General features: G+C 68.0%; 22 protein-coding genes and 1 riboswitch. Of the genes, 17 read left to right on the forward strand and 5 right to left on the reverse strand.

What is annotated here, in order from left to right:
- The first annotated feature begins 574 nt into the window (after nt 1–574).
- The 3 genes from CRM73_RS05070 (at nt 575) to CRM73_RS05080 (ending at nt 3415) form a co-directional block, all read left to right on the forward strand.
- On the forward strand, nt 575–1207 hold the full coding sequence (locus CRM73_RS05070; RefSeq protein ID WP_062737370.1) for an isoprenylcysteine carboxylmethyltransferase family protein: 633 nt from the start codon (nt 575–577) through the stop codon (nt 1205–1207).
- A 193-nt stretch (nt 1208–1400) separates the two neighbouring features.
- On the forward strand, nt 1401–2681 hold the full coding sequence (locus tag CRM73_RS05075; RefSeq protein ID WP_186374934.1) for an Nramp family divalent metal transporter: 1281 nt from the start codon (nt 1401–1403) through the stop codon (nt 2679–2681).
- Between the two features lie 44 nt (nt 2682–2725).
- Entirely contained in the window at nt 2726–3415 is a 690-nt protein-coding gene (locus tag CRM73_RS05080; RefSeq protein ID WP_062737372.1) for a metal-dependent transcriptional regulator, read from the forward strand.
- Between the two features lie 40 nt (nt 3416–3455).
- Here CRM73_RS05080 and CRM73_RS05085 read toward each other — a convergent pair whose 3' ends face one another.
- From CRM73_RS05085 to CRM73_RS05095, 3 genes are all read right to left on the reverse strand, one after another.
- Nucleotides 3456–4001 (reverse strand): DUF3093 domain-containing protein, encoded by a 546-nt coding sequence (locus tag CRM73_RS05085; protein WP_084271834.1) that lies wholly within the window; start codon nt 3999–4001, stop codon nt 3456–3458.
- A 557-nt stretch (nt 4002–4558) separates the two neighbouring features.
- A complete protein-coding gene (locus CRM73_RS05090) occupies nt 4559–5110 on the reverse strand; it encodes a hypothetical protein (protein WP_109222870.1) in 552 nt (183 codons plus the stop codon).
- Between the two features lie 198 nt (nt 5111–5308).
- A complete protein-coding gene (locus tag CRM73_RS05095; protein ID WP_154676743.1) occupies nt 5309–5458 on the reverse strand; it encodes a hypothetical protein in 150 nt (49 codons plus the stop codon).
- A 176-nt stretch (nt 5459–5634) separates the two neighbouring features.
- Here CRM73_RS05095 and CRM73_RS05100 point away from each other — a divergent pair.
- From CRM73_RS05100 to CRM73_RS05120, 5 genes are all read left to right on the forward strand, one after another.
- Nucleotides 5635–6824 (forward strand): IS3 family transposase gene (locus CRM73_RS05100; RefSeq protein WP_136341198.1). Its coding sequence is split into 2 segments (ribosomal slippage): nt 5635–5887 and nt 5887–6824, totalling 1191 coding nucleotides; the frame shifts between segments, so codons are not numbered across the junction.
- Between the two features lie 816 nt (nt 6825–7640).
- The gene (locus CRM73_RS05105; protein ID WP_062737377.1) at nt 7641–9800 is read left to right on the forward strand and encodes a cytochrome c oxidase assembly protein; all 2160 of its coding nucleotides are present in this window, start codon (nt 7641–7643) and stop codon (nt 9798–9800) included.
- Nucleotides 9801–10033: 233 nt separating this feature from the next.
- Nucleotides 10034–10633, forward strand: coding sequence for a hypothetical protein (locus CRM73_RS05110; RefSeq protein WP_217905969.1), 600 nt, complete (start codon nt 10034–10036; stop codon nt 10631–10633).
- Between the two features lie 149 nt (nt 10634–10782).
- Nucleotides 10783–11385, forward strand: coding sequence for a copper resistance protein CopC (locus tag CRM73_RS05115; protein ID WP_158279242.1), 603 nt, complete (start codon nt 10783–10785; stop codon nt 11383–11385).
- Between the two features lie 245 nt (nt 11386–11630).
- Nucleotides 11631–12650, forward strand: coding sequence for an SURF1 family protein (locus tag CRM73_RS05120; protein ID WP_062737380.1), 1020 nt, complete (start codon nt 11631–11633; stop codon nt 12648–12650).
- 78 nt (nt 12651–12728) lie between these two features.
- Here the strand turns inward: CRM73_RS05120 and CRM73_RS05125 are convergent, their stop codons facing one another.
- Both CRM73_RS05125 and CRM73_RS05130 read right to left on the reverse strand, forming a co-directional pair.
- Nucleotides 12729–13532, reverse strand: a complete 804-nt coding sequence (locus CRM73_RS05125) for a WecB/TagA/CpsF family glycosyltransferase (protein ID WP_062737381.1) — start codon at nt 13530–13532, stop codon at nt 12729–12731.
- Between the two features lie 480 nt (nt 13533–14012).
- Nucleotides 14013–14447: a hypothetical protein gene (locus CRM73_RS05130; protein ID WP_062737382.1), complete on the reverse strand. Its 435-nt coding sequence runs from the start codon at nt 14445–14447 to the stop codon at nt 14013–14015.
- A 606-nt stretch (nt 14448–15053) separates the two neighbouring features.
- On the opposite strand from CRM73_RS05130, the gene CRM73_RS05135 reads away from it, so the two are divergent.
- From CRM73_RS05135 to CRM73_RS05170, 9 genes are all read left to right on the forward strand, one after another.
- Nucleotides 15054–15332 (forward strand): hypothetical protein, encoded by a 279-nt coding sequence (locus tag CRM73_RS05135; protein ID WP_062737383.1) that lies wholly within the window; start codon nt 15054–15056, stop codon nt 15330–15332.
- On the forward strand, nt 15329–15457 hold the full coding sequence (locus CRM73_RS19720) for a hypothetical protein (protein WP_255219702.1): 129 nt from the start codon (nt 15329–15331) through the stop codon (nt 15455–15457). Before CRM73_RS05135 ends, CRM73_RS19720 begins: the two co-directional genes overlap by 4 nt.
- Nucleotides 15458–15572: 115 nt before the next feature.
- Nucleotides 15573–15737 (forward strand): hypothetical protein, encoded by a 165-nt coding sequence (locus tag CRM73_RS05140; RefSeq protein WP_154676752.1) that lies wholly within the window; start codon nt 15573–15575, stop codon nt 15735–15737.
- Between the two features lie 545 nt (nt 15738–16282).
- Nucleotides 16283–16473: riboswitch (cyclic di-AMP (ydaO/yuaA leader) on the forward strand.
- Between the two features lie 5 nt (nt 16474–16478).
- Nucleotides 16479–17138, forward strand: coding sequence for a C40 family peptidase (locus CRM73_RS05145; protein WP_062737384.1), 660 nt, complete (start codon nt 16479–16481; stop codon nt 17136–17138).
- Nucleotides 17139–17874: 736 nt separating this feature from the next.
- On the forward strand, nt 17875–18522 hold the full coding sequence (locus CRM73_RS05150) for a DUF3105 domain-containing protein (RefSeq protein ID WP_062737385.1): 648 nt from the start codon (nt 17875–17877) through the stop codon (nt 18520–18522).
- Entirely contained in the window at nt 18519–19202 is a 684-nt protein-coding gene (locus CRM73_RS05155; RefSeq protein WP_062737386.1) for a DUF305 domain-containing protein, read from the forward strand. Before CRM73_RS05150 ends, CRM73_RS05155 begins: the two co-directional genes overlap by 4 nt.
- A gap of 286 nt (nt 19203–19488) precedes the next feature.
- Entirely contained in the window at nt 19489–20454 is a 966-nt protein-coding gene (locus CRM73_RS05160) for a cytochrome c oxidase assembly protein (protein ID WP_062737404.1), read from the forward strand.
- Between the two features lie 472 nt (nt 20455–20926).
- The gene (locus tag CRM73_RS05165) at nt 20927–22096 is read left to right on the forward strand and encodes a heparan-alpha-glucosaminide N-acetyltransferase domain-containing protein (RefSeq protein WP_219930791.1); all 1170 of its coding nucleotides are present in this window, start codon (nt 20927–20929) and stop codon (nt 22094–22096) included.
- Between the two features lie 297 nt (nt 22097–22393).
- Nucleotides 22394–23308 carry an MIP/aquaporin family protein gene (locus CRM73_RS05170; RefSeq protein WP_084271836.1) on the forward strand — a complete coding sequence of 305 codons (915 nt, stop codon included), beginning with the start codon at nt 22394–22396 and terminating at the stop codon, nt 23306–23308.
- Nucleotides 23309–23432: the final 124 nt, after the last annotated feature.

Consider the following 23432-nt stretch of genomic DNA (forward strand, 5'->3'; position numbering starts at 1 on the left):
ACGTCCTGCCCGCCGCCGCGGCACAACTTCACCTCGCTGCCGCGCATCCGCTCCGAGCGGCCGGCGCTGGACCTGCACCACCCGGAGCTGGCCGCGGAGTCCCCGCAGCAGTCCCCGGTCGACGACGCCGCCATCGCCACGCGGAAGGAATAATTTTCTCGCTGCCAGGATCTTCATCGGTGCGGTGACGGCCAGGGAAACCCTCGTAGTGCTGCGGCACGGGAGGGGCGGATTGGCCCTGCAACCGAAAAGGGACGAGGCTCCTGCTGGTCGCCGACACACCACGGGGCTTCTCCGAAAAAGGGAGATGGCATGTCCGCTTCACCTCCCGGCCGAGTTCTACTGGTCGACGGCGAAACGAACCGGGCGCCACTCATCCAGGGACATCTGCCCAACGCCGGTGGTGAAGTTGCGCTACGGCACACCGGGACAGGGGCGAGATGTGGGCAAGGGTCACCACGCTTCCCCCCTAAAAGTACAGGTTTCCGTGTACTGTTAGGGGGTGGTTTGAGTATGCCTCCACGCCCCGCCAGGGCCAGCCCGGGGGCTGGAATGAGCCTGATCGAGGAGGACTATGATGGCCGCGGCTCTGGCGCTGAGCCTGTATCTGGCCGGCCTGGCGGTGGCCTTCGGTGCGCGGTCGTGGATCCATCGGCGCCGCACCGGGTCCACCGGTTTCCGCGGGTTGAGCGGGGCGCCTGGCTCTGCTGAGTGGTGGGGCGGAATACTTTTCGCGATCGCTCTGGTCCTCGGCGCAGCAGGGCCTGTCCTCGCCCTCACCGGCGCCGTGGCCGCGCCCCGACTACCAGCGGCTTTCACCTGGGCCGGGGCGTTCATCACCATCGTGGGGTTCTTCGGTGTACTGGCCGCCCAGGCCGGCATGGGCGCCTCCTGGCGGGTGGGCGTCGACGCCACCGAACGGACAGAACTGGTCACCACCGGGGCTTTCGCCGTGGTGCGCAACCCTATTTTCACGGCGATGCTCACCACCATGGCCGGCCTGGCCCTTCTGGTGCCCACCGCGGTCAGTGCAGCAGCCCTGCTGTGCCTGCTGGTGGCCGTCGAGCTACAGGTCCGTCTCGTCGAAGAGCCTTACCTGCTGCGCACCCACCGACAGGTATACGCCTCCTATGCCGCAGCCACCGGCCGGTTCGTGCCCGGCCTCGGCCGGCTCCGCCGCGCAACCCCGGGTAAGCCGAGATCCTGAGCGTGTCGTGCCACTGCCACTGGCCGGCAGTTCACCCGCCCGGGAAGCCCGCACCTCTGACGTTCCGCGCCACTGTGATCGGCCGTCGATGCCATCCACCTTTCGTGGAGGCGAAGCCCGGGAAATCATGAGCGTGCCCGGCAGTCAGGCTTCCGGTTCCCCGCAGCGAAAAGTTCGTATAGGTTAACTTTCTATGAGGATCGGGACGGGGCGCACCGGCTCCACGGGCGCTGCCGCCTCTTCCCCCGGGGAGCGGTGGGTGCGCCGGCAGCCGCTGCCGTGGTTACTGGGCCCGGCTTTTGTGGCCGCCGTGGCCTACGTGGATCCGGGCAACGTCGCGGCGAATCTCACTGCCGGCGCCCAGTACGGATATCTGCTGGTGTGGGTGCTGGTGGCCGCCAATGCCATGGCGGTCCTCATCCAGTACCTTTCGGCCAAGGTCGGGCTGGTCACCGGATCGAGTCTGCCCGAGTTGCTGGGTGACCGTCTGCCCCGGGGCCGGCGACTGGGGTACTGGGTCCAGGCCGAGCTGGTGGCCGCGGCCACGGATCTGGCCGAGGTGATCGGTGGGGCGATCGCCCTGCACATTCTCTTCGGGATCCCTCTGCTGGCCGGGGGCGTGATCGTCGGGGTGATCTCGATGCTGCTGCTGGTCCTCCAGACCCACCGCGGCCCCCGGTTCTTCGAGTTCGTCGTGACCGGATTGCTGGCGATCGTCACCGCGGGTTTCGTCACCGGCCTGTTTTTCGGCCCCGTGTCCTGGGGTGAGGCCGTCGCCGGGATCGTGCCGCGGTTCGAGGGCACCCCGACGGTGCTGCTGGCCGCGAGCATGCTCGGGGCCACGGTGATGCCCCACGCCATCTACGCCCACTCCGCCCTGGCGCGCGATCGCCACGGGCGCTCAGTGCCCACCGAGGCCTTGCCGCGGCTGCTGAGCGCCACCCGGTGGGACGTGCTGCTGTCCCTGCTCGTGGCCGGGTCGGTGAACATCGCGATGCTGTTACTGGCCGCGGGCAACCTCGCCGGGGTGCCCGGTACCGACAGCATCGAAGGAGCCCATGCGGCGATCACCGCCGCCCTCGGTCCGGCCGTCGGGATCGCCTTCGGCATCGGGTTGCTGGCCTCCGGGCTGGCCTCGACCTCGGTGGGCTCCTACGCCGGGTCGGCAATCATGGGCGGTTTGCTGCACCTGCGCATCCCGGTGTTCGTCCGTCGGCTGATCACCTTGATCCCCGCCTTGGTCATCATCGCGGTCGGAGTGGATCCGACCTGGGCGCTGGTGCTGTCCCAGGTGCTGCTGAGCCTGGGCATCCCTTTCGCTCTGATCCCGTTAGTGCGGCTGAGCAGCAGCCGCGCCCTGATGGGGGTCTTCGTGAACAAGGTGGCTCTGACCGTCGCCGCCTGGGTGGTGGTGGCCCTGATCGTGTCGTTGAACGTGGCGCTGATCATCCTGACCGTCGCCGGAGCCGATTGAATGGGCCCGGCAGCTGCGGTGCGGCACTCGGTAGCGTGGGTCCTATGGACTTGAGTGAGATCACCCCGGTCGCCCAGGACTATCTCAAGGCGATCTGGTCGGCCACCGAATGGGGCGACCCGCCGATCACCACCACAGCCTTGGCGGCACGGATGGGGACCTCTGCCCCCAACGTCACCGACACGGTCAAGCGATTGGCCGGCCAGGGGCTCGTCGAGTACCAGCCCTACAAGCCCGTCACCCTCACCCCTCAGGGGCGTGCGTACGCGGTGGCGATGGTGCGCCGGCACCGGCTGCTGGAGACCTTCCTGGCCACCACGCTGGGGTATCCGTGGGAGGAGGTTCATGATGAGGCCGAACGTCTTGAGCACGCCGCCTCCGACGCCATGATCGAACGCATCGACGCCCGGCTGGGTCGCCCCACGGTGGATCCACACGGGGACCCGATCCCCACCGCGCAGGGACGCACCCGCCGCCCGCTCAATACCACCCGACTCACCGAGGCGAAGCCGGGACGATACGAGATCATTCGTCTTTCCGATGCCGACCCACACCGCCTCACCCGGTTCCGCGACTGCGGCCTCGTGCCGGGTGGGGCTTTTCGTGTCATCGCTCAGGAAGCCAGCGGAACGACCGGTGTACCGGGGTATCACCACACCGCGATCGAGCTGGCACCGACGGAAGCCGAAGCCATCTGGGTGACACCCACCCTCAAGACTCACCGGAGCCTCTGAAAGCTGCGCCCACCGGGGAATGCCCCGGTGGGCGCCGCGCTCAGCCGGCGGAGAGAACCTCGACCATGCGCTCCGGGTGACGGGTTGAGGTCAACCAATACGGGGTGGGGTCCACGGGATCGGTGATCTGGATGCGCACCACCGGGCCCACGGAAACGCGGAAGTTCATGTAAGCGCGGGCGTCCAGTTCAGGGCCGCGCACTCTTTGGACGGCGCTGCCGCGAAACGCTTCAGCCTCACCCACGAATCGGCGCTCAATACGAGCGCGCCCCACTTGCAACGACTCCCCGGTGATCACGATTCCGGTGCTCGAGGCAATCAATGCCACGGCAGTGCCGCCGGCGACCACAGCCCCCACCGCCGCCCCGACCCACATGTTGATCGGAGCCAGGGCGATCAGACCCACCAGACCCGCGAAGAGCACGAGCAACCACATCCACCACGCGGCAGATAATCTCTCCTCGTACAAGACCGTTTTCGGGTCGACCTTCGCGGGAGGGTCCTCGACAAGTCTGTCCGGCGACGTCCCCTGGGCGCCGCGGGATTCATTGGGCGGGAAGGCGCCGAGCGTCGCAGGGTAGGACATGTTCCAATTCTCTCATGACAGCGATCCGGTGGACCGGCTGGTCTGCCATCACGGGGCGCAGACCCAGTGCATGCTGAGGCTCCTGGGCTGATCGGACAGTCCAACCGTGTGCTCCGTGGCACAGGCGATGGTCACCCCCCGGCATCCGTGGTTGGCAGAGTGGAGTACCTGATCTAGCACCTCGCCCAGGACGGCCTGGTCCTTGGGGACCGGCTGTGCAGAGGGGCCCGGCGGGGTGACCCCCTCCTGCCCCTCCATCTCGTGGGCTTCAGCCCTCACCCGTAACGGGGAAGCTTCCCTCCCTTCATCTTCGCGACGGCGCGAAGGACACCCTCTACGTGGGGGGACGGAACCGTGCCGCTGCCCACGGAGTTCGACCCCCGAGACCGGGACGGTTCAGTCATGGTTCCGTCGCCCCAGAACTAGTTTTCGCGAGTGGTGCAAGACGGGATGCTGCGGGGCGCCGTGATCCGCTACGGCGGTGTGCGGAGAAGGCCCTCGCCGCGGTCGAAGAGTGAGGGCCAGCCGCGAGCCGGCTGGCCCCCACCAGAGCCCGATCAGTGCCCGAGGCTGGTCTTGTGGCTCACATCCTTGTACCAGTCCGACCAGCCGTGACCGTCCCAGTAGCGGTACTTGACCACGTGGTACACCTTCTTGTCCTGGTGGTGATTGACGTGGCGCCAGTGTCCCCCGCCCCAGGTTTCACCGCCGTGGTGGTTGAAGCTGTACTGGTAGTAGTCGCTGCCGTGCTCGTGGGAATTACCGTGCTTGTCCTCGGCGTAGTAGTACTGCTTCACCTGCACCTTGGTGTAGCCCTTGTCGCACTTCACCTTGAAGGGGAACGCGGCGTAATGCTTCCCCTGATACTTCTTGTAATGCGGCTTGTAAGCATCCACCTCACAGCCCTTCTGCTGCTGTTGACCCTGGGTCTCCACCGCGGCGGATGGCACCTGGGTGGTCGGCGTGAGCGCGGCTTGGGCCGGTGCACCGAGGGTGGCGAGGCCGCCTGCGGCCAAGGTGAGCGAGGCCATGGACAAAATAGCCTTGGAGAAGTAACGCCGGCTGTTGAGATTGGCGGTAGGCGTGGACGATGCGGGAGTGGAAGACATTTTGATCTCCTGGCGAGATGCGGGGATTGAGTGTGCCAGAGTCCCTGCCCCCGATGTGGGGGCTAATTCTTGGTGGGCCGACATCTAAAGCATGTCGGCCAGGTCGTTGCGCAACGTCCACCCGGAGGTTGATTTCCCCGGTACACCCAGGGGTGCACACGAGCCAATCCGAAGGCCTGCCGTACGGCGCGACGAAACTTACTGACCCACCAGGTTGTCGACGCGGTGTGAGACCCGTGGGTCCGGTGTGGAGTTGTCCAGAACTCCGTCCGCCCAGACCTCCCCCTGGCGCAGCACCGGCAGGCGGTGGGTGGCCTGACGCTGGCGCAGGACGTCCTGCCGAGTCATGCGAGTCCCCTTGAGCTCGGAAGACCCGGGTGACACCAATCTTTGTCGGGTCTAGAACGAGCTGGTTCAAACCGTTAGGGGCTTGACCCTAGCTCGCGATCAGGAGGGTGAGGTTGACCCCCTTCGGTGGACGTCCTTGATGGTCAGGCCTGGTGCCTGCCAGGGAGGATGTTCCTGTGGGAGCCAAACGGAAGAGGTACACGCCCGCGTACCGGCGTGATGCCGCGCATCTGGTGATCGACACCGGGCGCCCGATCGTCCACGTGGCGAAGGAGATCGGTGTCGGAGAAGCTCTGCTGGGTCGTTGGGTCGCGATCGAGAGGGCCAAGATGGACGACCCGCCCTCAGCACTGGATACCGATGAGCGGGCAGAGCTGGAGCGGTTGCGCCGTGAGGTGGCCGAGCTGCGGATGGACCGGGAGTTCCTGAAAAAAGCAGCCGCCTTCTTCGCGACCGAGAACCAGAACCGGTGAGGATGTTCGAGCTCATCGACGCGGAGAAGGCCGACTACGAGATCACCCGCATGGCCGAGCTGCTCGAGGTGTCCCGGTCGGGCTACTACGCCTGGCTGGCACGTCGCGAGGGGCCGCCGGGTCCCTCGGCTGTGCGACGGGCCCAGCTGGGCCAGAAGGTGCTGGCCGCCCACACGGCCTCCGACGGGGTCAACGGTGCGCCGCGGATCCTGGCCGACCTGCGCGCTGTCGGGGAGGTGGTCTCGCGCAAGACGGTCGCGAAACTCATGCGCGCCCACGGCATCGCCGGCATCAGCCCGGCCACCTGGCACCCGGTGACCACGGTCGCAGACGAGTCCGCGCACACGATCCCCGATCTGGTGGAGCGCGACTTCGATCGCGGCCGCCTCGATGCGGTGTGGACCTCGGACATCACCTATTTGCCCACCGATCAGGGATGGCTGTACTTGTGTGCGGTCCGCGACGGCTGCTCGCGGCGGGTGCTGGGCTGGGCGGTCGATGACCACCTGCGCACTGAGCTGGTCGAGACCGCGCTGCGCCGGGCAGTGACCCTGCGCCGGTGTGACACCACCGGAGTGATCTTCCACGCCGATCGCGGCTGCCAGTACACCTCCGCCCGGCTGGCCGAGGTCGCCGCCGAGCTGGACGTCAGGATCTCGGTCGGGCGGACCGGGGTGTGCTGGGACAACGCGCAGATCGAATCGTTCTGGTCGACGTTGAAGACCGAGTACTACCACCGGCGGAGATTCACGACCAAGGCCGCCGCCAAGCGCGGCGTCGGCGCCTGGATCGAGGCTACCTACAACCGGACCCGACGGCACTCGTCACTGGGCATGCTCAGCCCGGTAGCCTTCGAGCACCAGCTCATGAACCCCGCGGCAGAAGCCGCATAACTCGATGTCCACGAAACGGGGTCAACCCCAAGGGAGAAGTAAAATAAGAGGGCAAGACTGGCGTTGGTCCCGCCAAGGACCGGGAAGTATCTAGATGGACATTGCTCCCCGCCTGGGGCGATGTCAGGAGCTCGGGGGCACTGCGGAAACCGCTGTGCGCAGTGCAGACTGTGCGCGGCGGAGAGCTCCGGGGCTGAGGGCGTGAACCATCCTTTCGTGGATGGGCACGCCCTTCTTGCGTGTCCAGTCCGTTATGGCCGACACCCGCCAACAACAGGCCAGGCCCACGGGCGGGTGGCTTTCGGTGTGGGGATGACCCTCGGTCTCGACCCAGCCGGTCCTGGCATGAATGAACGAGGACGACGGCCACGGTGGGCCGCGCAGGTCCATCCTGGCTGCCCCACCAAAAGTTGCGGCGATGCTGGGCAGCTCGCCAGCCTCGAGAACGCTGAGAGGGCAGAGGCCGGAAGACGGGACCTGTAGCTGATGACCCCCCGCCACCAGGCCGGCCCCAGCGGGGCTGCCGCCATCCCGGGGTGCACGGAGGATCCAGCCGTGACGTCCTTGGCGTAGTCGATCGTCACCAGCCAGCCGCCCGAGATCCAGTACCTGGAAAAGTTGCTGGCCACCCACTGGCCCCCGAGCCACCCAGAGGCCGCGTATGAGGCGGTGAGATTCCCGGCGCAGCCCAGAAGGCCGTCGCTGAGACCTGCTGAGGGGCGGGGCCGATCCTGTGGGGCTGGGTGGGGTGCCCGGCAGGGACAATGGAGGCAACCCGCCTCCCCTTCTGCAGCGGCGGGTGAAGGAGATCAGCTCATGAGTACGAGAACGCCCGAGCACACCGGGCAGGCGCACCCCGGGCTGGGCAGGCTGGGCGGTCCCGGGGTGAGGCCGTGGCAGCTCGTTGTTGCCGTGGTGGTGGCCTTGGTGGTGTTGATTCTGGCGATGGTCTACAGCGGCTCGGGGGCCGCTCGTCTGGCGGCGGATCCGGGGGCGTTGGTGCGCTGGGGTCTGCCCGTGGTCGAGGTGGTGCACAACAGCGCCTTGGTCGTGGTGCTGGGTTCCCTGCTCTTCGCTCTGGGGGTCGTGCCGAAAACACGTGGTGGGTTCCGCCGCCGCGCAGACGGGCGCAACGGTGGCCAGGAGGCGGAGCACCCCCTGTTCACGGCCACGATGGGTCTGGCCGAGGTGGCGTCGGTGGTGTGGACGGTGGCTGCCGTGGTGGTGCTGGTGCTGTCTTATTCCGATGTGGCGGGGGTGCCGGTGGGCGGGGACGAGGCCTATGCGCAGCAGCTGTTGTACTACGCCACGGATCTTTCCCTGGGGCAGGCGCAGGCGGCGACCGTGGTGGTCGCTGCCGTGGTCACCACCCTGGTCTTCGGCGTCCGGGCCCTGATGGGGCTGTTGCTCACCTTCGGCCTGGCGTGCACGGCTTTGGTGGCGATGGCCCTGACCGGTCACTCCTCCGGAGGCACGGACCATATGGGTGCGGTGAACTCCTTGGGCCTGCACCTGCTGGGCGTGTGTCTGTGGACCGGTGGGCTGGTGGTGCTCGCCTGGCTCTCCCCGCAGCTGAGCGGATCGGCTGCCGGCACCGGCAGCCTGCCGGCAGGGGCCGGCCGCGGCGCTGGTGTGCGGCCTCAGGTGCCGATAGCCGCCGTGGTGCTGCGGCGCTTCTCCACGGTGGCCTTCGGTGCCTTCTTCTTGGTGTTTCTTTCCGGGACCATCAATGCGGCGGTGCGCATCGGATCCTGGGAACAGCTGTTCAGTCCTTACGGGCAGCTGGTGCTGCTCAAGGCCGCCCTGACCCTGGGGCTGGGTTTGGCGGGGGTGGCTCACCGCCGGTGGCTGATTCCGGCCCTGGAGGCGGGCCGTCTCACCGCGACGCGTGCCGTGTGGCAGCTGGTGGCCGGGGAGGTGCTGGTCATGGGTGCGGTCATGGGCGTGGCCGTGGCCCTGTCGCGCACCGCCCCACCGGTGCCCGAGGAGATCGCCCCGGATGCCACCCCGGCCGAGATCCTCACCTGGTACCCACTGCCTCCCCAGCCCACCGCCGCCTCCTGGTTCACCACCTGGCGGGTGGACCCGCTCTGGTTGGCGGTGGTGGTCTTCCTCGCCGCCCTCTACCTGTGGGCGTTCGTGCAGGTCCGCCGGCGCGGGGACTCCTGGTCGGTGCTGCGCAGCCTCTCCTGGTTGACCGGGCTGGCGGTGCTGTTCTACGTCACCTCCGGTGGGGTCGCCGTCTACGGGCTGGTGTTGTTCTCCGCGCACATGGTCGAGCACATGATGTTGACGATGGTGGTGCCGATCTTCCTGGTCCTGGGGGCGCCGGTGACGCTGGTGCTCAAGGCCCTGGAGCCCCGCCAGGACGGTACCCGCGGGCCGCGCGAGTGGATCCTGGCCCTGGTGCACTCCCCGTTCTCCAAGATCGTGACGCACCCGATCGTCGCCGGGGTGAACTTCGCGGCCTCGATCGTGATCTTCTACTTCACCCCACTGTTCGGATTCACCCTGCAGTACCACGTGGGGCACGTGTTCATGATCACCCACTTCTTGATCACCGGGTACCTGTTCATGCTCGTGCTGATCGGCATCGACCCGATCCCGCACCGTCCCGGCCACATGATGCGCCTGATTCTGCTGCTGGCCACGATGGTCTACCACGCCTTCGTCGGGGTGGCCCTGATGGGCTCCGACACCCTGCTGCAGGCGTGGTGGTTCGCGAACATGGGCCGGGATTGGGGCCGTAGCCCGATCGAGGACCAGCAGTTCGGCGGGGCCCTGATGTGGGGGATCGGAGAGTTCCCCACCGTCGTCGTCGCCGTGGTCGTGGCGATCATGTGGGCGATCGAAGGCAAGAAGGAAAACCGTCGCGTGGACCGCCAGGCGGACCGCACCGACGACGCCGAGCTCAAGGCCTACAACGCGATGATGGCCGGGCTCGCCGAGCGGGACGAGTCCACGAGGCGCCCCTGAGCCAGGACCACGTATGGAAGCCGTGACCTTCACGGCGACCTGACAACAGAGGACACACGACGCACCGCGGTGTCGACCCGACCGGCACCTGCCGCCAGGGCCTGTCGATGTGGTGGGGCTCTCGAGGGCCCGCACATAATGGGATCGCCGCCTCGAGCGGCTGATGAACTGAGAGGGGTGGAGGCGTGAACGCACGGGCGCACCGTCTTGCCCGCGGGTGGGCCGGAGCCGGGATGGCCACGGCCTTCGCCGCCGCCTCCCACGTGGCCGCCGGCGGTCAGGTCCCTCCGGTGTTGTTGGTGTTGCTGTCCCTGGCGCTGTCCGGGCCGGTGTGCATGGCTCTGGCCGGCCGGGTCCTCTCCCGCTCCTTATTGCTTACCGGCGTGCTGGTCAGCCAGGGCGTCTTCCACCTGCTCTTCACCGTCGCCGGATCCGTGACGACCGTGGTCGACGCCACCCACCACGCGGCGCTGAGCTCACCGCCCACCGGGCCGGCCCTGGTGCTCCAGGCCCAGGCTCACGCGGTGCACGGTGGCACCGGCATGCTGGTCTTCCACGTGCTGGCCGCCGCGGCCACCTACGCGTTCCTGCGCCACGGCGAAGTGGCCCTCGTGGACCTGCTCGACGCCCTGCGACTGCGCGTCCGCCGGCTGTGGCGGGTCCTGTCCGCCCCGGTCGTGGTGCACCGGCCCCGACCTGTTCCGCAGGGGCGCCCGCACGCACTGACGGATCAGTCGCTGCTGCAACCGGTGCGCTCCTACCGCGGACCACCGACAGCTCGTCGTCGGAATCTTCCGCTCCCGACCGGGCCCGCCCGGTCGCCCGCCGGCTGAACACCACCCCTGTTGGGGCCGGTGGTGGTCGTGGATTCGGACAGCAGACTCGACGACTCCCTCACGGCCGCCTCCGATCATCGGCTCGGCGGCCCTGTCTGACCCACTCACTCATTGCCCCTCGAAGGGACCCCTCTGCCATGCTGACCATGACTTCTGCTCTGCGCCGTACCGCCGCCACTGTGAGCGCGGTAGGCGCCCTGACCGCCCTGGGACTGGCCCCCGCCGCCGCCCATGACGAGGTGCTGAGCACCTCCCCCGAACAGGATGCGGTGCTGGAGACCGCCCCCGAACAAATCGAGCTCTCCTACAGCGGGGAGATCATGGACATCGGCCACCAGGTGCTCGTGACCGGCCCCGACGGGCAGTCCGTGACCGAGGGCCCGCTCGAGCGCGACGGTTCCCAAGTGATCCAGCCCCTGGCCGAGACCGGGTCCGAGGAAGGGACCTACCAGGTGGTCTGGCGGGTGGTCTCCAGCGACGGCCACCCCATCGAAGGCACCTACACCTACGAGGTGGGTGACAGTGTGGACATCACCACCCCGGCCCCCACCCTCAGCACCACCCCGACCGAGACCCCGACCGGTGAGGGCGCCGACAGCTCGGACAGCTCCGCCCAAGCCCAGGACGCGGCCGTACAGGAGAATTCCGGAAGCTTCTCCGGATGGGCCGTCGGCGCCACCGTGGTGGTGCTGGCCCTGGCCGTGATCGGGCTACTGGGCTTGATGTCCCGTCGCCGCCGCAAGAACTGATTCCCCCACGCCGGGCCGGCAGATGCTCTACAGCACAGGCCCCAGGAGTGCGGCGACAGCCGTGCTCCTGGGGCCGCCGCCGACCGTCCGGTCAGCCCGACGGCGCACTCTGAGGAGCACGACCGCTGTGAAGTTCGACCTACTCGTATCGCTGTCACCGCGCGGCGCCGCAGCTCTCCTCCCGGTGGGGCCGGGCTCCCCGCCACTCTTCTGCCAGGGCTGCCGGGCCGATGGTGGGCTCTGACATGGGCACCTACCGTTTCCTACTCAGCGGCAAGTGGCTGGGCTTCTTCCTCCTCGCCTGCGCCGCCGCCGTGGTCTCGGTGTACCTGGGCGGCTGGCAGATGGACCGCAACGACCACCTGGTCGGTGAGAACGCCAAGATCACGCAGAACTACCGCGCCGAGCCCCTGGCCGGTGCGGCCGCCGTCGAGCAGTTCGCCGCCCACGACCCTTCCCTCACCTGGCGCCCGGTCGAGCTCACGGGCGAGTACCTGCCCCAGGACCAGGTGCTGGTCCGCAACAGGCCGCAGGACGGCCGCGTCGGCTACGAGGTCCTCGTCCCGTTCCGCACGCAGGACGGGGACGTCGTGGTCCTCGACCGCGGCTGGATCCCCACGGGCGAGGCGGCCAACGGGATGCCGGACGAGGTGCCGACCCCGCCCGCCGGCCGGGTCACGGTCACCGCCCGGCTCCAGCCCGGGGAGCCGGCCGTCAGCCGCGGCGCCCCCGCGGGCCAGATCGCCTCGATCGACCTCGAGGAGCTGCGCGAGCGCTGGGACCGGCCGAACGGGACGGCGGCCTACGGCGAGGTCTTCGCCGAGGACCCGGCCCCCGCGGCGGCCCCCGCGCCGGCTCCGGAGCCGGAGACCGACTCCGGGCCGCACCTGTCCTACTCGTTGCAGTGGTACGCGTTCGCGGCGCTGTTCTTCGTGGCCTGGGGCTACGCCGCCCGCCAGCAGGCCCGCAACGACGCCTGGGACCGCCAGTTCGCCCAGGAGATGGAGCGCCGGCTCGCACGGTTCTACGACGAGGACGGCAACTACATCGGCGAGGGCGACGAGGAGCTCGTCGTCCGCCAGCTCGAGATGGCCGACGACATGCCCGCCCACCTCAGGTCGCTCATGCGCCCCCGGCCGCAGCGCCGGCGCTCCCGCCCCACCTGTGAGGACGAGGAGGACGCGATGCTGGACGCCCTGGAGGCGTCGGCCGCGGACCGGAGCGGGAGCCGGGTCCCGCTCCGGTCCGCGGACGAATTGCACTGACCCGCAGCGTTGTTGATGCACTCCGACACGAGACGGTGGGCCGGGACGGACAGTCTCCGCTCACCGCTCACGGCCGGCTCAGGAACTGGCGTCCGCCCCTCTGGTGCCCTGCCGGACAGCCTTGGCCGCCAGGAGATAGGCGAGGATCCACGGTTCGACGAGGTACCGGTGGCCCAGCCGCCGCGGCTGGGTGGCCAGCCGGTAGGCCCATTCCAGGCCCAGGGGCCCGAGCCAGCGCGGAGCCGATTTCTGGATCCCGGAGTACTGGTCGATCACCCCGCCGACGGCCGCATAGATCGCCGTGGGCAACTCCTCCCAGTGCCGGCTCAGGAACTCCTCCTGCAGCGGCATCCCCAGGCCCACGATGACGAAGTCCGGCCGGAACTCCTGGAGGGTTCCGACGATGCGGTCCTCGAGTGCGAGGTTCCACCCTTCGCCGGGCCAGCCCTCGACCGTGCGCTCGGGGTCCCCCGCACGGAGGAGAGCAACCGTGGCGGCGTTGCTTTCGGGGCTCGCGCCAATGACGGCCACGCGCCGCACGGGGGTGCTCCGGATCAGGCCGGGCAACCAATCCATGGTGCCGATACGGTGGCGCCTGGCGCTGAGCGGCCGCCCGGAGCACCACTTGGCCATTTTCAGGATGGGAAAGCCATCCGTCAGCACCACGTCGGCCTTGTCGTAGAAAGCGCGGAACGTCGGGTTGACCTCCCACGTGTAGAGACTGTGCAGATTGTGGCCGAGAATCACGGTCTTGCGCCGCTCCTCCCAGGTGGCCGCAATCCACCGGTGCAGCTCATTGGTGTCCATCGGTGTCACCCGGATGCCGCTGACCGGGATCTCGATCTCGCCCCGCTTGTCCGTCTGAGTCTGGTACTTAAGCATGTGTTCCCCCACTGGCTCGGCAGTTGCTGCCTCATCGATTGTTGGTCGGCACGTTCGCCCACCGCCGTGGGACTCCCAGATCCTGATTGGCGCATGGGACACGATCCCGTGGGCGCAGCATTCGGGGACACCAGCCCGTATTCCCCCGAATACCCGCCAACATTCACGTTAGCAACGACGGGCCTCCCGGTGTGCCCCCACTTCCGGGTTGCGCCGTCCCCCAATATGTACCTATTTGCATTGATATGCCTCCGTGCATCCAGCGAGGTTGCGCCCTGCAGAGTGGATGCTCTATTGGCGTCAAGGCGCTGTGAGGTCGCGTTGGGCGGTCTCGTCGAGCCAGTGCTGACAGCGCTGGAGGAGCATGACGGTGAAAACCATCAAACCCATCGTGGTAGACGTATCCACGTCTCTCCCACCCAGGTGCAGTACCCCTTGCCCTGCTCGCCTGCTCCACAGGGCCTCGGCGAAGCCCAACCGCTAATCCACCACATGTAAGGCAGTGGGTGTTGTGTCCTGGATGCGCAACCCCGCCGGGGACAGCTGAGGGCCCTGCCAGACACAAGGCCCCTCAGCGTTGCGTGGTGATCGTGACCAGCGTGGTGGAACGGGATGTCGATCAGTCCTCGTCCTCGTCCTCGTCGTCGCTCTCGACAAGCTCGCCCCGGACTCCTTGCCCTCGGGGAGGGCGAAGGCGAAGAGGATAAGCCCGGCCACCGGGTCTACCCACGCCGCGCCGGTCAGCGGGAAGAGGATCAGCCCAGTCAGAGTGGAGACGGACAGCAGCGCGCAAATCCCGGTCTCGGCGGCACCAGCCAGGATCAGGTCGTCCCCCAGGGCCGTGCCGGCCTTCTTCTTGACCGCGACCAGCACCGGCATGATGACCAGCGAGAGCACCGGGATGATGATGCTCACCGGAGAGGGGTCGGGGGTCTTGCCCTCGGATTGCCAATTGAGGGCCCGCGAGCCAGTCTCGGATCCGTCGGATTCTTCGGTCCGGGCTACGTCGCTTCTCCACATTATCGACGGGTGCCCCAGCCTAAGGGGAGCAAAGACTGGGGCACCCTAACGCCCGTGCACGGGGTGATGAGAACGGGGTGTTCTCACTCGCAAACTATGCCCTCACCGGTCCGGAAGAACAGCCCGTACAGCTACCAGAGGGCAAGTTATGGGGAATCTTCACGCCATCTTGAGGAAAACTATACAAACGACTTCGAAGTCAAAGCGGGAATCCTACGCTGAGCAGGGGCCACACTGCCGTGGGTGTCCTGATGACGGGGGGTCACTTCACCCCGTGTTGGCGGGTGAGTCCATCACCGGTCACGGCGACGACGGAAAGACACCGCAACGAGAGCCCCGCAGACCGCGACATCAGGCCCTGGGAGCACGGTTGCTCCCAGCGGGAACCCGGCTTCCTCCGCTACTGTCGAGGACGACACCTCCCGGCGCCGCGGCGCGGCCTGAGCCTGACGCGGGGCTGTCCGGTGAGCCTGCCCGAGTACCCTGAGGAGCACGACCGCCGTGGAGACCGACCGGCTCAGATCGCTGTCCCCGCACGGATCCGCGGCACCACCGGCCGGACCCGACAACTTGCAGTGCTCCCGCAAGGGCTGCGGCGCGGACGCTGCGTGGCGGATCCGCTGGAACAACCCGCGCATCCACACCCCACACCACCGCAAGAGCTGGCTGGCGTGCCCCGACCACCGCGAGAACCTCGAGAGGTTCCTCCGCGCCCAGGGCTTCTGGAAGGACACCGTCCCGCTCGGCCAAGGCGGGCCCGCCGGGCAGGACCGACCGTGAGCGACGACCGGTTCCAGCTCAGCGGGAAATGGCTCGACTTCTCTCTGTGGGCCGGCGCCGCCGCGGCGGTCTCCGTGGACCTGGCCGACTGGCAGATGGACCGCAACGACCACCCCCTCGGGTAGGAGGCGGTCATTTCGCAAGGGCATGGCAGGCGTCGCCACGGCGAGGCGGATATCTTGTTGGCGTCTCGAGCGGCCGATGCCGTTGCCCGCTCGCCCCGCCGGTTGGAGGCCCCCTGTGAAGCGCACCAGCACCGCCCTCGTCCTGGGGTGCGCCCTGGTCCTGCCCGGATATACCGGCAGTATCGAGGAAGCAGCAGACGAAGCATCCTCCGGATTTCCCGTTGCCGCAAACGGAATCAACGTCTTGGAGGCGGCCGTGTCGATGCCGTCTGAACACTGACCCCCGGGCGTGCCCCTAAGGCCATGCAGTCGAATCACCTGCCGGCGAACACATCGATTCCTGTCCTGCCCTTGAGCGTGCCCGTTCTTCCTCTACACGCTGAAGGCATGAAGATTCGATGAAGAAATGTGCTTCGTTCGGATGGCGGATGGCGGATTACGGCAGATATGAGTGCGCGCTGAATTTATCCTCCCGATATTCTCCGAAGCCACCGCCCGAGAGCCTCGATCGCTTTTCTTACCCTACGCGCGTAAACCGCCCACCGCAGCCACCGGCGGTCTCCCAGTGCTGACAGGCCGCCGCAGGCGTGCCGAGGGTGTGCATCTTCGGGCCCACCAGGGACTCTCCCCGGCCACGCCCCCGCTAACGGTGAACACCCTGACGTTCCCGCTCGAAACGAAGCTCCGCTGGGTCGGGAACACGGTGCTGAGCACCCTCGGCAACCAAGGCGACCACCCGATCAGCGGCCGTGACCAAAACGTGACATTAGGGGGTGGGCCCTGTATCGTCCTCCGCGTGCCGAGAGCTGATCTTCTTGGCGCCCCCGTGGCACATCGCCGAGTTCTGCCGGTGCCCGGGGTTCCTGAAGAGAAATCGCTTGGCAGAAGCGGGGGAACCATTACCGGTCCCGGTGTACCGGGGCCTTGGGGTTAAGCCGTGCAGAGCGCGTGCGTTCTGCGGCCGGGTGTCTCCCACCCGCATCCGACAGCTCACCTCGTAGGCAAAGGGAGGAATCCACCCATGTCGCTTTTCACGCAGAACACTGCCCGCCACCGCGCCGAGACCTCCTCGCGCGCCGTGCGCACCACCACCGTCGTCGCCGCCGCCGGCGCAGCACTGGTGGGCTCCATCGCTCCGGCCCAGGCCTACGCCGAGATCCCCGCCGCCTCCGGGTCCTCCTATGCGGCTCCGGCCTCGGCGATGGCCGATCTGGCCTCCTACACCTACCAGGCCCCGGTCGCCGCGCAGCCCGCCGCCCCCGCCGACCAGGCCCCGGCCCCGCAGCAGAGCGCCGCCACCTCGAGCGTGAGCCCGCAGTCCACCGCCACCACCGAACTCGCCCCGGCCGCCGGCGGCATCGTGGGCACGGCCATGCAGGGTGTGGGCACCGGCTACGTCTGGGGCGGGACCTCCTTCGGGGCCTGGGACTGCTCCGGATTCACCGGCTGGGTCTACGCCCAGAACGGCATCGACATCCCCCGCACCAGCTCCCAGCAGATCGCCGCGGCCACCCCGACCGCCACCCCGCAGCCCGGTGACCTGGTGTCCCAGAACGGTGGCAACCACATCGGCATCTACATCGGTGGCGGCAAGATGGTCTCTGCGTTGAACCCGACCCAGGGCACCTTCGTCCACTCCGTCAACGCCATGCCCGTCGACGGGTACTACACCTACCGCTGAGCCGGACTCGCTGCTGCGGTGCCCCACATGGTCACCGCAGCAGATCCCCGGACCGCTCTCACCCGGGGCCGGACCGCCTCTACCTCACGCGCACCTGCTGCGCCCTTCACCTGCTGCGGGAGTGCTCCTCTCCGAAAGCACCCCCGTCGGACATCGGTCGTTTCGGTGACACCGTCCGGGATCAGGCCTGCACTGGGGCGGTGAGTGATGCGCTGGGCGCGGCCTGAACCAGTTTCCGCGGCTAACCGGCCGACCACTTGAGTCCGGCGCCCGCGTCTCCACCGTCCAGACCCAGACCGATGTCCTCGTCGACTGCTCCCCGGGGGCGCCCACATCGGGGTCCATCCCGGCGGCGGCGAGGCCGTGCACGGCGGCCGGAACGGCCACCAGGCGGTCCTCGACAGCGTCAACGTCGGCTCCGGGCCGGTCCAGGTTTGCCTACGCTGAGCCGGTTCAGGCATCACATACTCCGGGTGCGTCCTCTTTGAACGACCAGCAAGGAGTGCGCACCCGGTCCTCACATCCCGCCCCAGGCCTGGATCTTCTGCGTCGTCGCCGTTAGCCACCGAGGACGCGCCTCTCCTGCGCTCGAGGATGCACACTCGCCGACATGTCCAGGAGTGGATGGTGGACGATCTTCCGAAGAAGGCCTTGCAGGAAAGGCTCAGCGCAGTGAGCTACTGTCCTGCCCGTTCATGAGGAGCAAGACCCTTTTTGGGCCTTTCAAGGAGGACGCATGGCTGGCGGTACGGACCCGGAGCGGGCGCGGCAGCAACGTGCTGCGCTGCTGGATCAGCACTGGGCGGCCGATGCCCGGGCCACCCGCAGGCGGCGGCTCCTGGCGGGCGCGGGCGCGGTGACGGCTGTCGCGGCGGTCGGGGCCCTGGTGACGGTGGCGGTGATCAACGATCCCCCGCCCCAGGCGCGGGAGGACATCGAGATCGCCGGGCTGCAGACCTACGAGGGCCTCGGCAACTCCCACGTGGAGACCGCGGTGGACTACGAGCAGTCCCCCCCGGTGGGCGGGGACCACGCCAGTGACTGGCTCAACTGCGGGGTCTACACCGAGCCGGTGCCCGAGGAGAACGCCGTGCACGCCTTGGAGCACGGGGCCGTGTGGGCCGCCTACGACCCCTCCGCCCTGTCCGAGGACCAGGTGGCTGAGTTACGCCAGGCCGTCCCGGACACCTACGTGGTGCTCTCCCCCTACGAGGACCTGGGCGCCCCCATCATGATCTCGGCGTGGGGGGCTCAGGTCGCCCTGGACTCCCCGGAAGATGAGCGCCTGGAGCAGTTCGTGACCAAGTACTGGCAGTCCCCCGACGCCCCGGAGCCCGGGGCATCCTGCACCGGCGGCATCGATGCCCCCAGCCGGGTCGCATGAGCACCAGCACCACCGGCGCCGCCTCCAGGAGCTCGGCAGGGCACCGGGGACGGTGGGTCCTGCTGGTGCTGGCGGCCGTGCTGTTGGTGGCGGCCGGCTGGGCGGTGGGGCAGCTGAGCGCTCCGACGTCGTCCACCCCGGCGGAGGGCAGCCCGGAAGCCGGGTTCGCCCGCGACATGCAAACCCATCACCTGCAGGCGGTGGAAATGAGTTCCTTGGTCCGTGACCGTACGGAAGACCCGGAGATCCGCCGGTTGGCATACGACATCTCCCGCACCCAGCAACAACAGGCCGGGCAGATGTACGGCTGGCTCTCCGTGTGGGGATTGCCCCAGGCCTCATCCCAACCGGCCATGGCCTGGATGGACGACGGCGACCAGAACCACACATCCATGCCCGGCATGGACTCCACGAGCCCTGGTCCGGACGCGCGAATGCCGGGCATGGCCACCGCCGAGCAGCTGGCCGAGCTGGAGGACGCCCAAGGCCAGGAGGCCGAACGGCTCTACCTCGAGTTGATGATCCCCCACCACCAAGCCGGAGCAGCCATGGCCCAAGCCATCCTGGAGCACACTGACAACCCCGTGGTGACCTCTCTGGCGCAATCGATCGCCACCAGCCAGACCTCGGAGATCAAGTACATGGAGGACCTGTTGGAGAAGCGCCGCAACCCATCATGATCTCCGTTCGCACGCCAGGATCAGCACCCGTGGCCGGGTCCGCGCAAAAGCTGACGGGCCCAGACGTGAACCGGTTCCCATGCTCGGCCCAGCTGTGCGCCGGGGACCGGAATCCACCGGGGCTCTTCGGCCCCGATCCCCAATATCGCGGGCAGGTCCGGGGAGAGGCCGGCGTGGCAGGCCCGTCCCTCCTGGACCGGTCCTGGGCTCAGGGCCCGATCCGGACCTCGGGACCGTTCTGTGGCATGCAAAAATGTCCTCATGGCAGTCGATGCTTTCCGTGACCATGGTTGACCGCAACATGGCCGGGCCGGTCTGGGTCCCGTCCGAGCCGCCGAGCTTGGAGAACTTCCTGGCCCCCACGTTGCAACCAATTCCACTCATCCCGGCCATCGCGCTGGTGCTGGCTGTGTTGTATTTGGTCGGAGCGGCCCGGCTGTGGAGGGCACGCCGGCGGTGGCCGGTGTGGCGGACCCTGTGCTTCTTCGCCGGGTGCGCGGTCACAGCGGTCATCATGGGCGCGGGAATTGAAGGCTACGGGTTGCGCATGTTCTCCGTGTTCATGTTCCAGCAGCTGACTTTGATGATGTTCGTTCCCGCGCTGCTGGTCCTGGGCAGCCCGGGCACTTTGCTGCTGCGGGCTGCACCCCATCGCGGGCCCGGCGCCGTGGTGCTGCGCCTGGCCCTGTGGGGGTTGCGTTCGAGGTGGGGCAGGCTCGCCATCCATCCTGCCTTCTTGGTTCCGTTGTTCCTGGTCAGTTTCTACGGGGTGTATCTCAGCGGACTTGACGACCGGTTGCTGCCCACCTGGTACGGCCACATCGGGCTGGAACTGCTGTTCTTGGCCTCCGGGATCCTGTTCACGATCCCGTTGCTGTCGGCCGACCCGTTGCCGGCCAAACAAACCTACGGCAGTCGCTTGGCCGACATCGTCCCCGAGATGCCGTTGCACGCCTTCTTCGGCGTCATCGTCATGATGGCTCCGCTACCCGTCGTGGAGTTTTTCGCCACCCCGCCAGGCAGCTGGAACCTTGACCCGATGGCCGACCAGGTCCTGGCCGGCTCGTTGGCCTGGTCCTACGGTGAATTGCCGTCCGTGCTGATTCTGCTGTTCATCATGAGCCAGTGGCACCGCGAGGATGCGCGCAACGCCGCCCGCGAAGAGGCCGAGGCCGCCGTCAGAGGCACCCCGGATTTGGATGCTTACAACGCCTACCTGGATCAGTTGCAGCAGCGCACCGAGGACCGCTAACCCCTATGTGGACCGGCTGACGTCACCGGAAGCCGGCTGGGACGGCCAGGGACGCCGACACGACCCGCCGCCCCCAACCGTTCCCAGGTGCGTGGCCTGCCGGTGGCCTGCAGGGTCCTATGGGACCAGGAGAGGCCGTCCAGGGTGTGGAAGACCCGGGCGCCGACCATCTCGGCCAGTTCTCGGCCTGGTGCACATCCGTGGTGCTGATGGTGGCGGACCTGGAGACGACCGTTCGCAGGCCCGCATGGCGCGCCCGGAGACGCGGCAGCGGACACAGCCAGGGCACAGGGAAAGGATAAGCCCGGGACAGTCCGCCCTGGTCAAATGGGGGTGGAGGGGCCTGGAGTGCCCGGACCGGTGGGCGGGGGCCCGCCGGTACATCCGAGAGAAGGAGCCCACCAGCATGGTCAGCATCCACCACCCGACCTCGGGGACGCGGGGGCCAACTGGGGACTCAGGTCTCCCGCTGGTGAAAAAATCCCGGCTGGTGGGCGTCGATGCCGCCCGGGGTCTGGCTCTGGTCGGGATGTTCTCCATCCACATCTTGCCGGCCTGGGACCCCGAGACCTACGAGGTCACCTTGCAGTGGCAGCTGTTCGCCGGCCGGGCCGCGGCCCTGTTCGCGCTGCTGGCCGGGGTCGGGCTGGCGTTCTCCACCGGCGGACGCACAGCCCACCGGGGCCGGACGATGACCGCCGACCGGGTGGGGCTGCTCATCCGGGCCGTGCTGATCACTGTGCTGGGCCTGCTCGTGAACCAGGTCATGCCGGAGGACCCGCCCGCCTACAACATCTTGACCTACTACGGGATGTTCTTCCTGCTGGCCATCCCCTTCCTGCACCTACCCGCACGGACCCTGTTCATCCTCGCCGGAGTGACCGCGGTGACCGCCCCGGTGCTGATGCAGACCCTGCGCGGCGTGCTGCCCGCGATGGAGGTCTACAATCCCACCATCACCGGGGTGCTCACCGACCCTGGCACGGTGCTCTCCCAACTGTTGTTCACCGGTACCTACCCTGCGGCCCCATACCTGACCTACCTGCTTGCCGGCGTAGCCATCGGCCGGCTCAACCTGCGGTCCCTGCACGTCCAGGTCCGGCTGCTCGGGGCGGGCCTGGTCCTGGCTCTGGCCGCGTGGTTGGTCTACTGGGTGCTGATCATGCAGGCCGGCGGCTTTGACCAGCTGATGAGCTCCACCCCGGGACTGAGCCAGGAGCAGATCGACGAGATCATCATCTGGGGCCCCGACCCCGTCCTGCCCGACACGTCGTGGTGGTGGCTGCTAATCCCCGGTCCGCACACCAACACCCCGATCGCGATCCTCTATGGCCTCGGCTCCGGTGCGGCCGTGCTGGGGGCGTTCCTGCTCATCGGGCGGAAGGCCGGCGCCTGGTTGCTGCCGCTCAGTGCTGCGGGCTCCATGACCCTGACCCTCTACACCGCCCACCTGCTGGCCCTGGCCGCCATGGTGCACTACGAGGTGCCCCTCCTGTGGTTCCTCATCCACGCAGGCGGGGCGGCGGTGTTCGCGGTGGCCTGGCAGCGCGCCTACGGCCAGGGCCCACTGGAGCTGGCCCTGGCCCGGACCGCCGGCGCCGGGCGTGGGCTCGTGCTCACCTCCGCTCGATGCGAAGACTGAGCCCGGACCCAACTGCAGCAGCGGGTGGGTCCGTCGAGGCGGCGGTATCAAGAATGGGCTCCCACAACACATCCGCTGAACCCACAGAATGGGAAAGCGCCTTCGCCAGTCCCCTCTCTGTCAGCCTTGAGTGAGGCGACCGACCAGCAAGGACCTGCTGTGGGGCCGACACATTTGAGCCCGTGCTCAAAAACCATTCAGCTAGCCGTGGTCCTATTGCAGCGGCGCCCGGCGCCCGGACTTACTGGCCTTCCCTTCTGGCCCTGCCGTGTCGATACAACGTTCAGGAGAACCCCTATGACCGACAACACCGCACAACCTGCTGCTGCGGGATCCACAGCGCCCGCCCGTGATGCTGGAACGGCCGCCCTCGACTTTCAGGATTTGGTGGCTCCGGTTCCGAAAGCGGTGCGCAAAGATTCCGGCACCAACGAGGTGTCCCCGGCTCCCTCCACCGGTGCCCGGTGGGCGGCGGAGTTCGCGGGCACTACCGTGCTGATTTTCGCCGGGGTGGGCACCGGGATTTTCGCCACCCAGGTCATCGATTCCGCACTGGGTTTCGGGCTGGGGCTGCTGGCGGTATTGGTGGCTTTCGGGCATGTCTCCGGGGGTCATTTCAATCCTGCCGTGACCCTGGCGGCGGTCGTGGCCGGGCGCACATCACCCAAGGTCGCCATCGGTTACGTGGTGGCCCAGGTGCTGGGGGCCCTGGTCGCGGTGGGGCTGCTGTGGGCGGTGCTGATGACACTGATCGATGCCGCCACCACCGCCCAGGCTCTGGGGGCGGTGGCCAACGGCTACGGGCAGAACTCCACTTCCCAAGCCGGCTGGCCCACCGTGCTTCTGATTGAGTTCGTGGCGAGCACCTTGTTCGTTCTCGTGGTCCTGGGCTCAACCGCCCCACGGGCCAACGCGGTACTGGCCCCGGTGGCGATCGGGGCGACCTTCGCGTTCCTGCTCACCATCCTGGCGCCGTTCGACGGCGGATCGATGAATCCGGCCCGCTCCACCGGCACCGCGGCCATCGGTGGCGCGCAGAGCCTGTCCCAGCTGTGGCTGTTCTGGGTCGCCCCGTTGTTGGGGGGTCTGGTGGCGGGTTTGATCTACCGTGTGGTGGATTTGGGCCGCGCACCCCGCCCCGCCACTACGCAATCCACGGAAGACGCCACAGCAAACAACAGCACCGACACTTCCACCGCCCCGGAAGTGTGAGGGAATCGAGCAGTGTCTCGTGACGGGACGGTTCTATGCACCATGACGTCCCGTTGGAGCCATGTGGATCAACCCGCGCCAGCGCAGGCCGGCCGAGCGTCGGCGGCTGAGGACAGGTCGCGCG

Origin of the sequence: Kocuria sp. CCUG 69068, assembly GCF_020833785.1 — a bacterium.
Classification (GTDB): Bacteria; Actinomycetota; Actinomycetes; order Actinomycetales; family Micrococcaceae; genus Kocuria; species Kocuria rosea.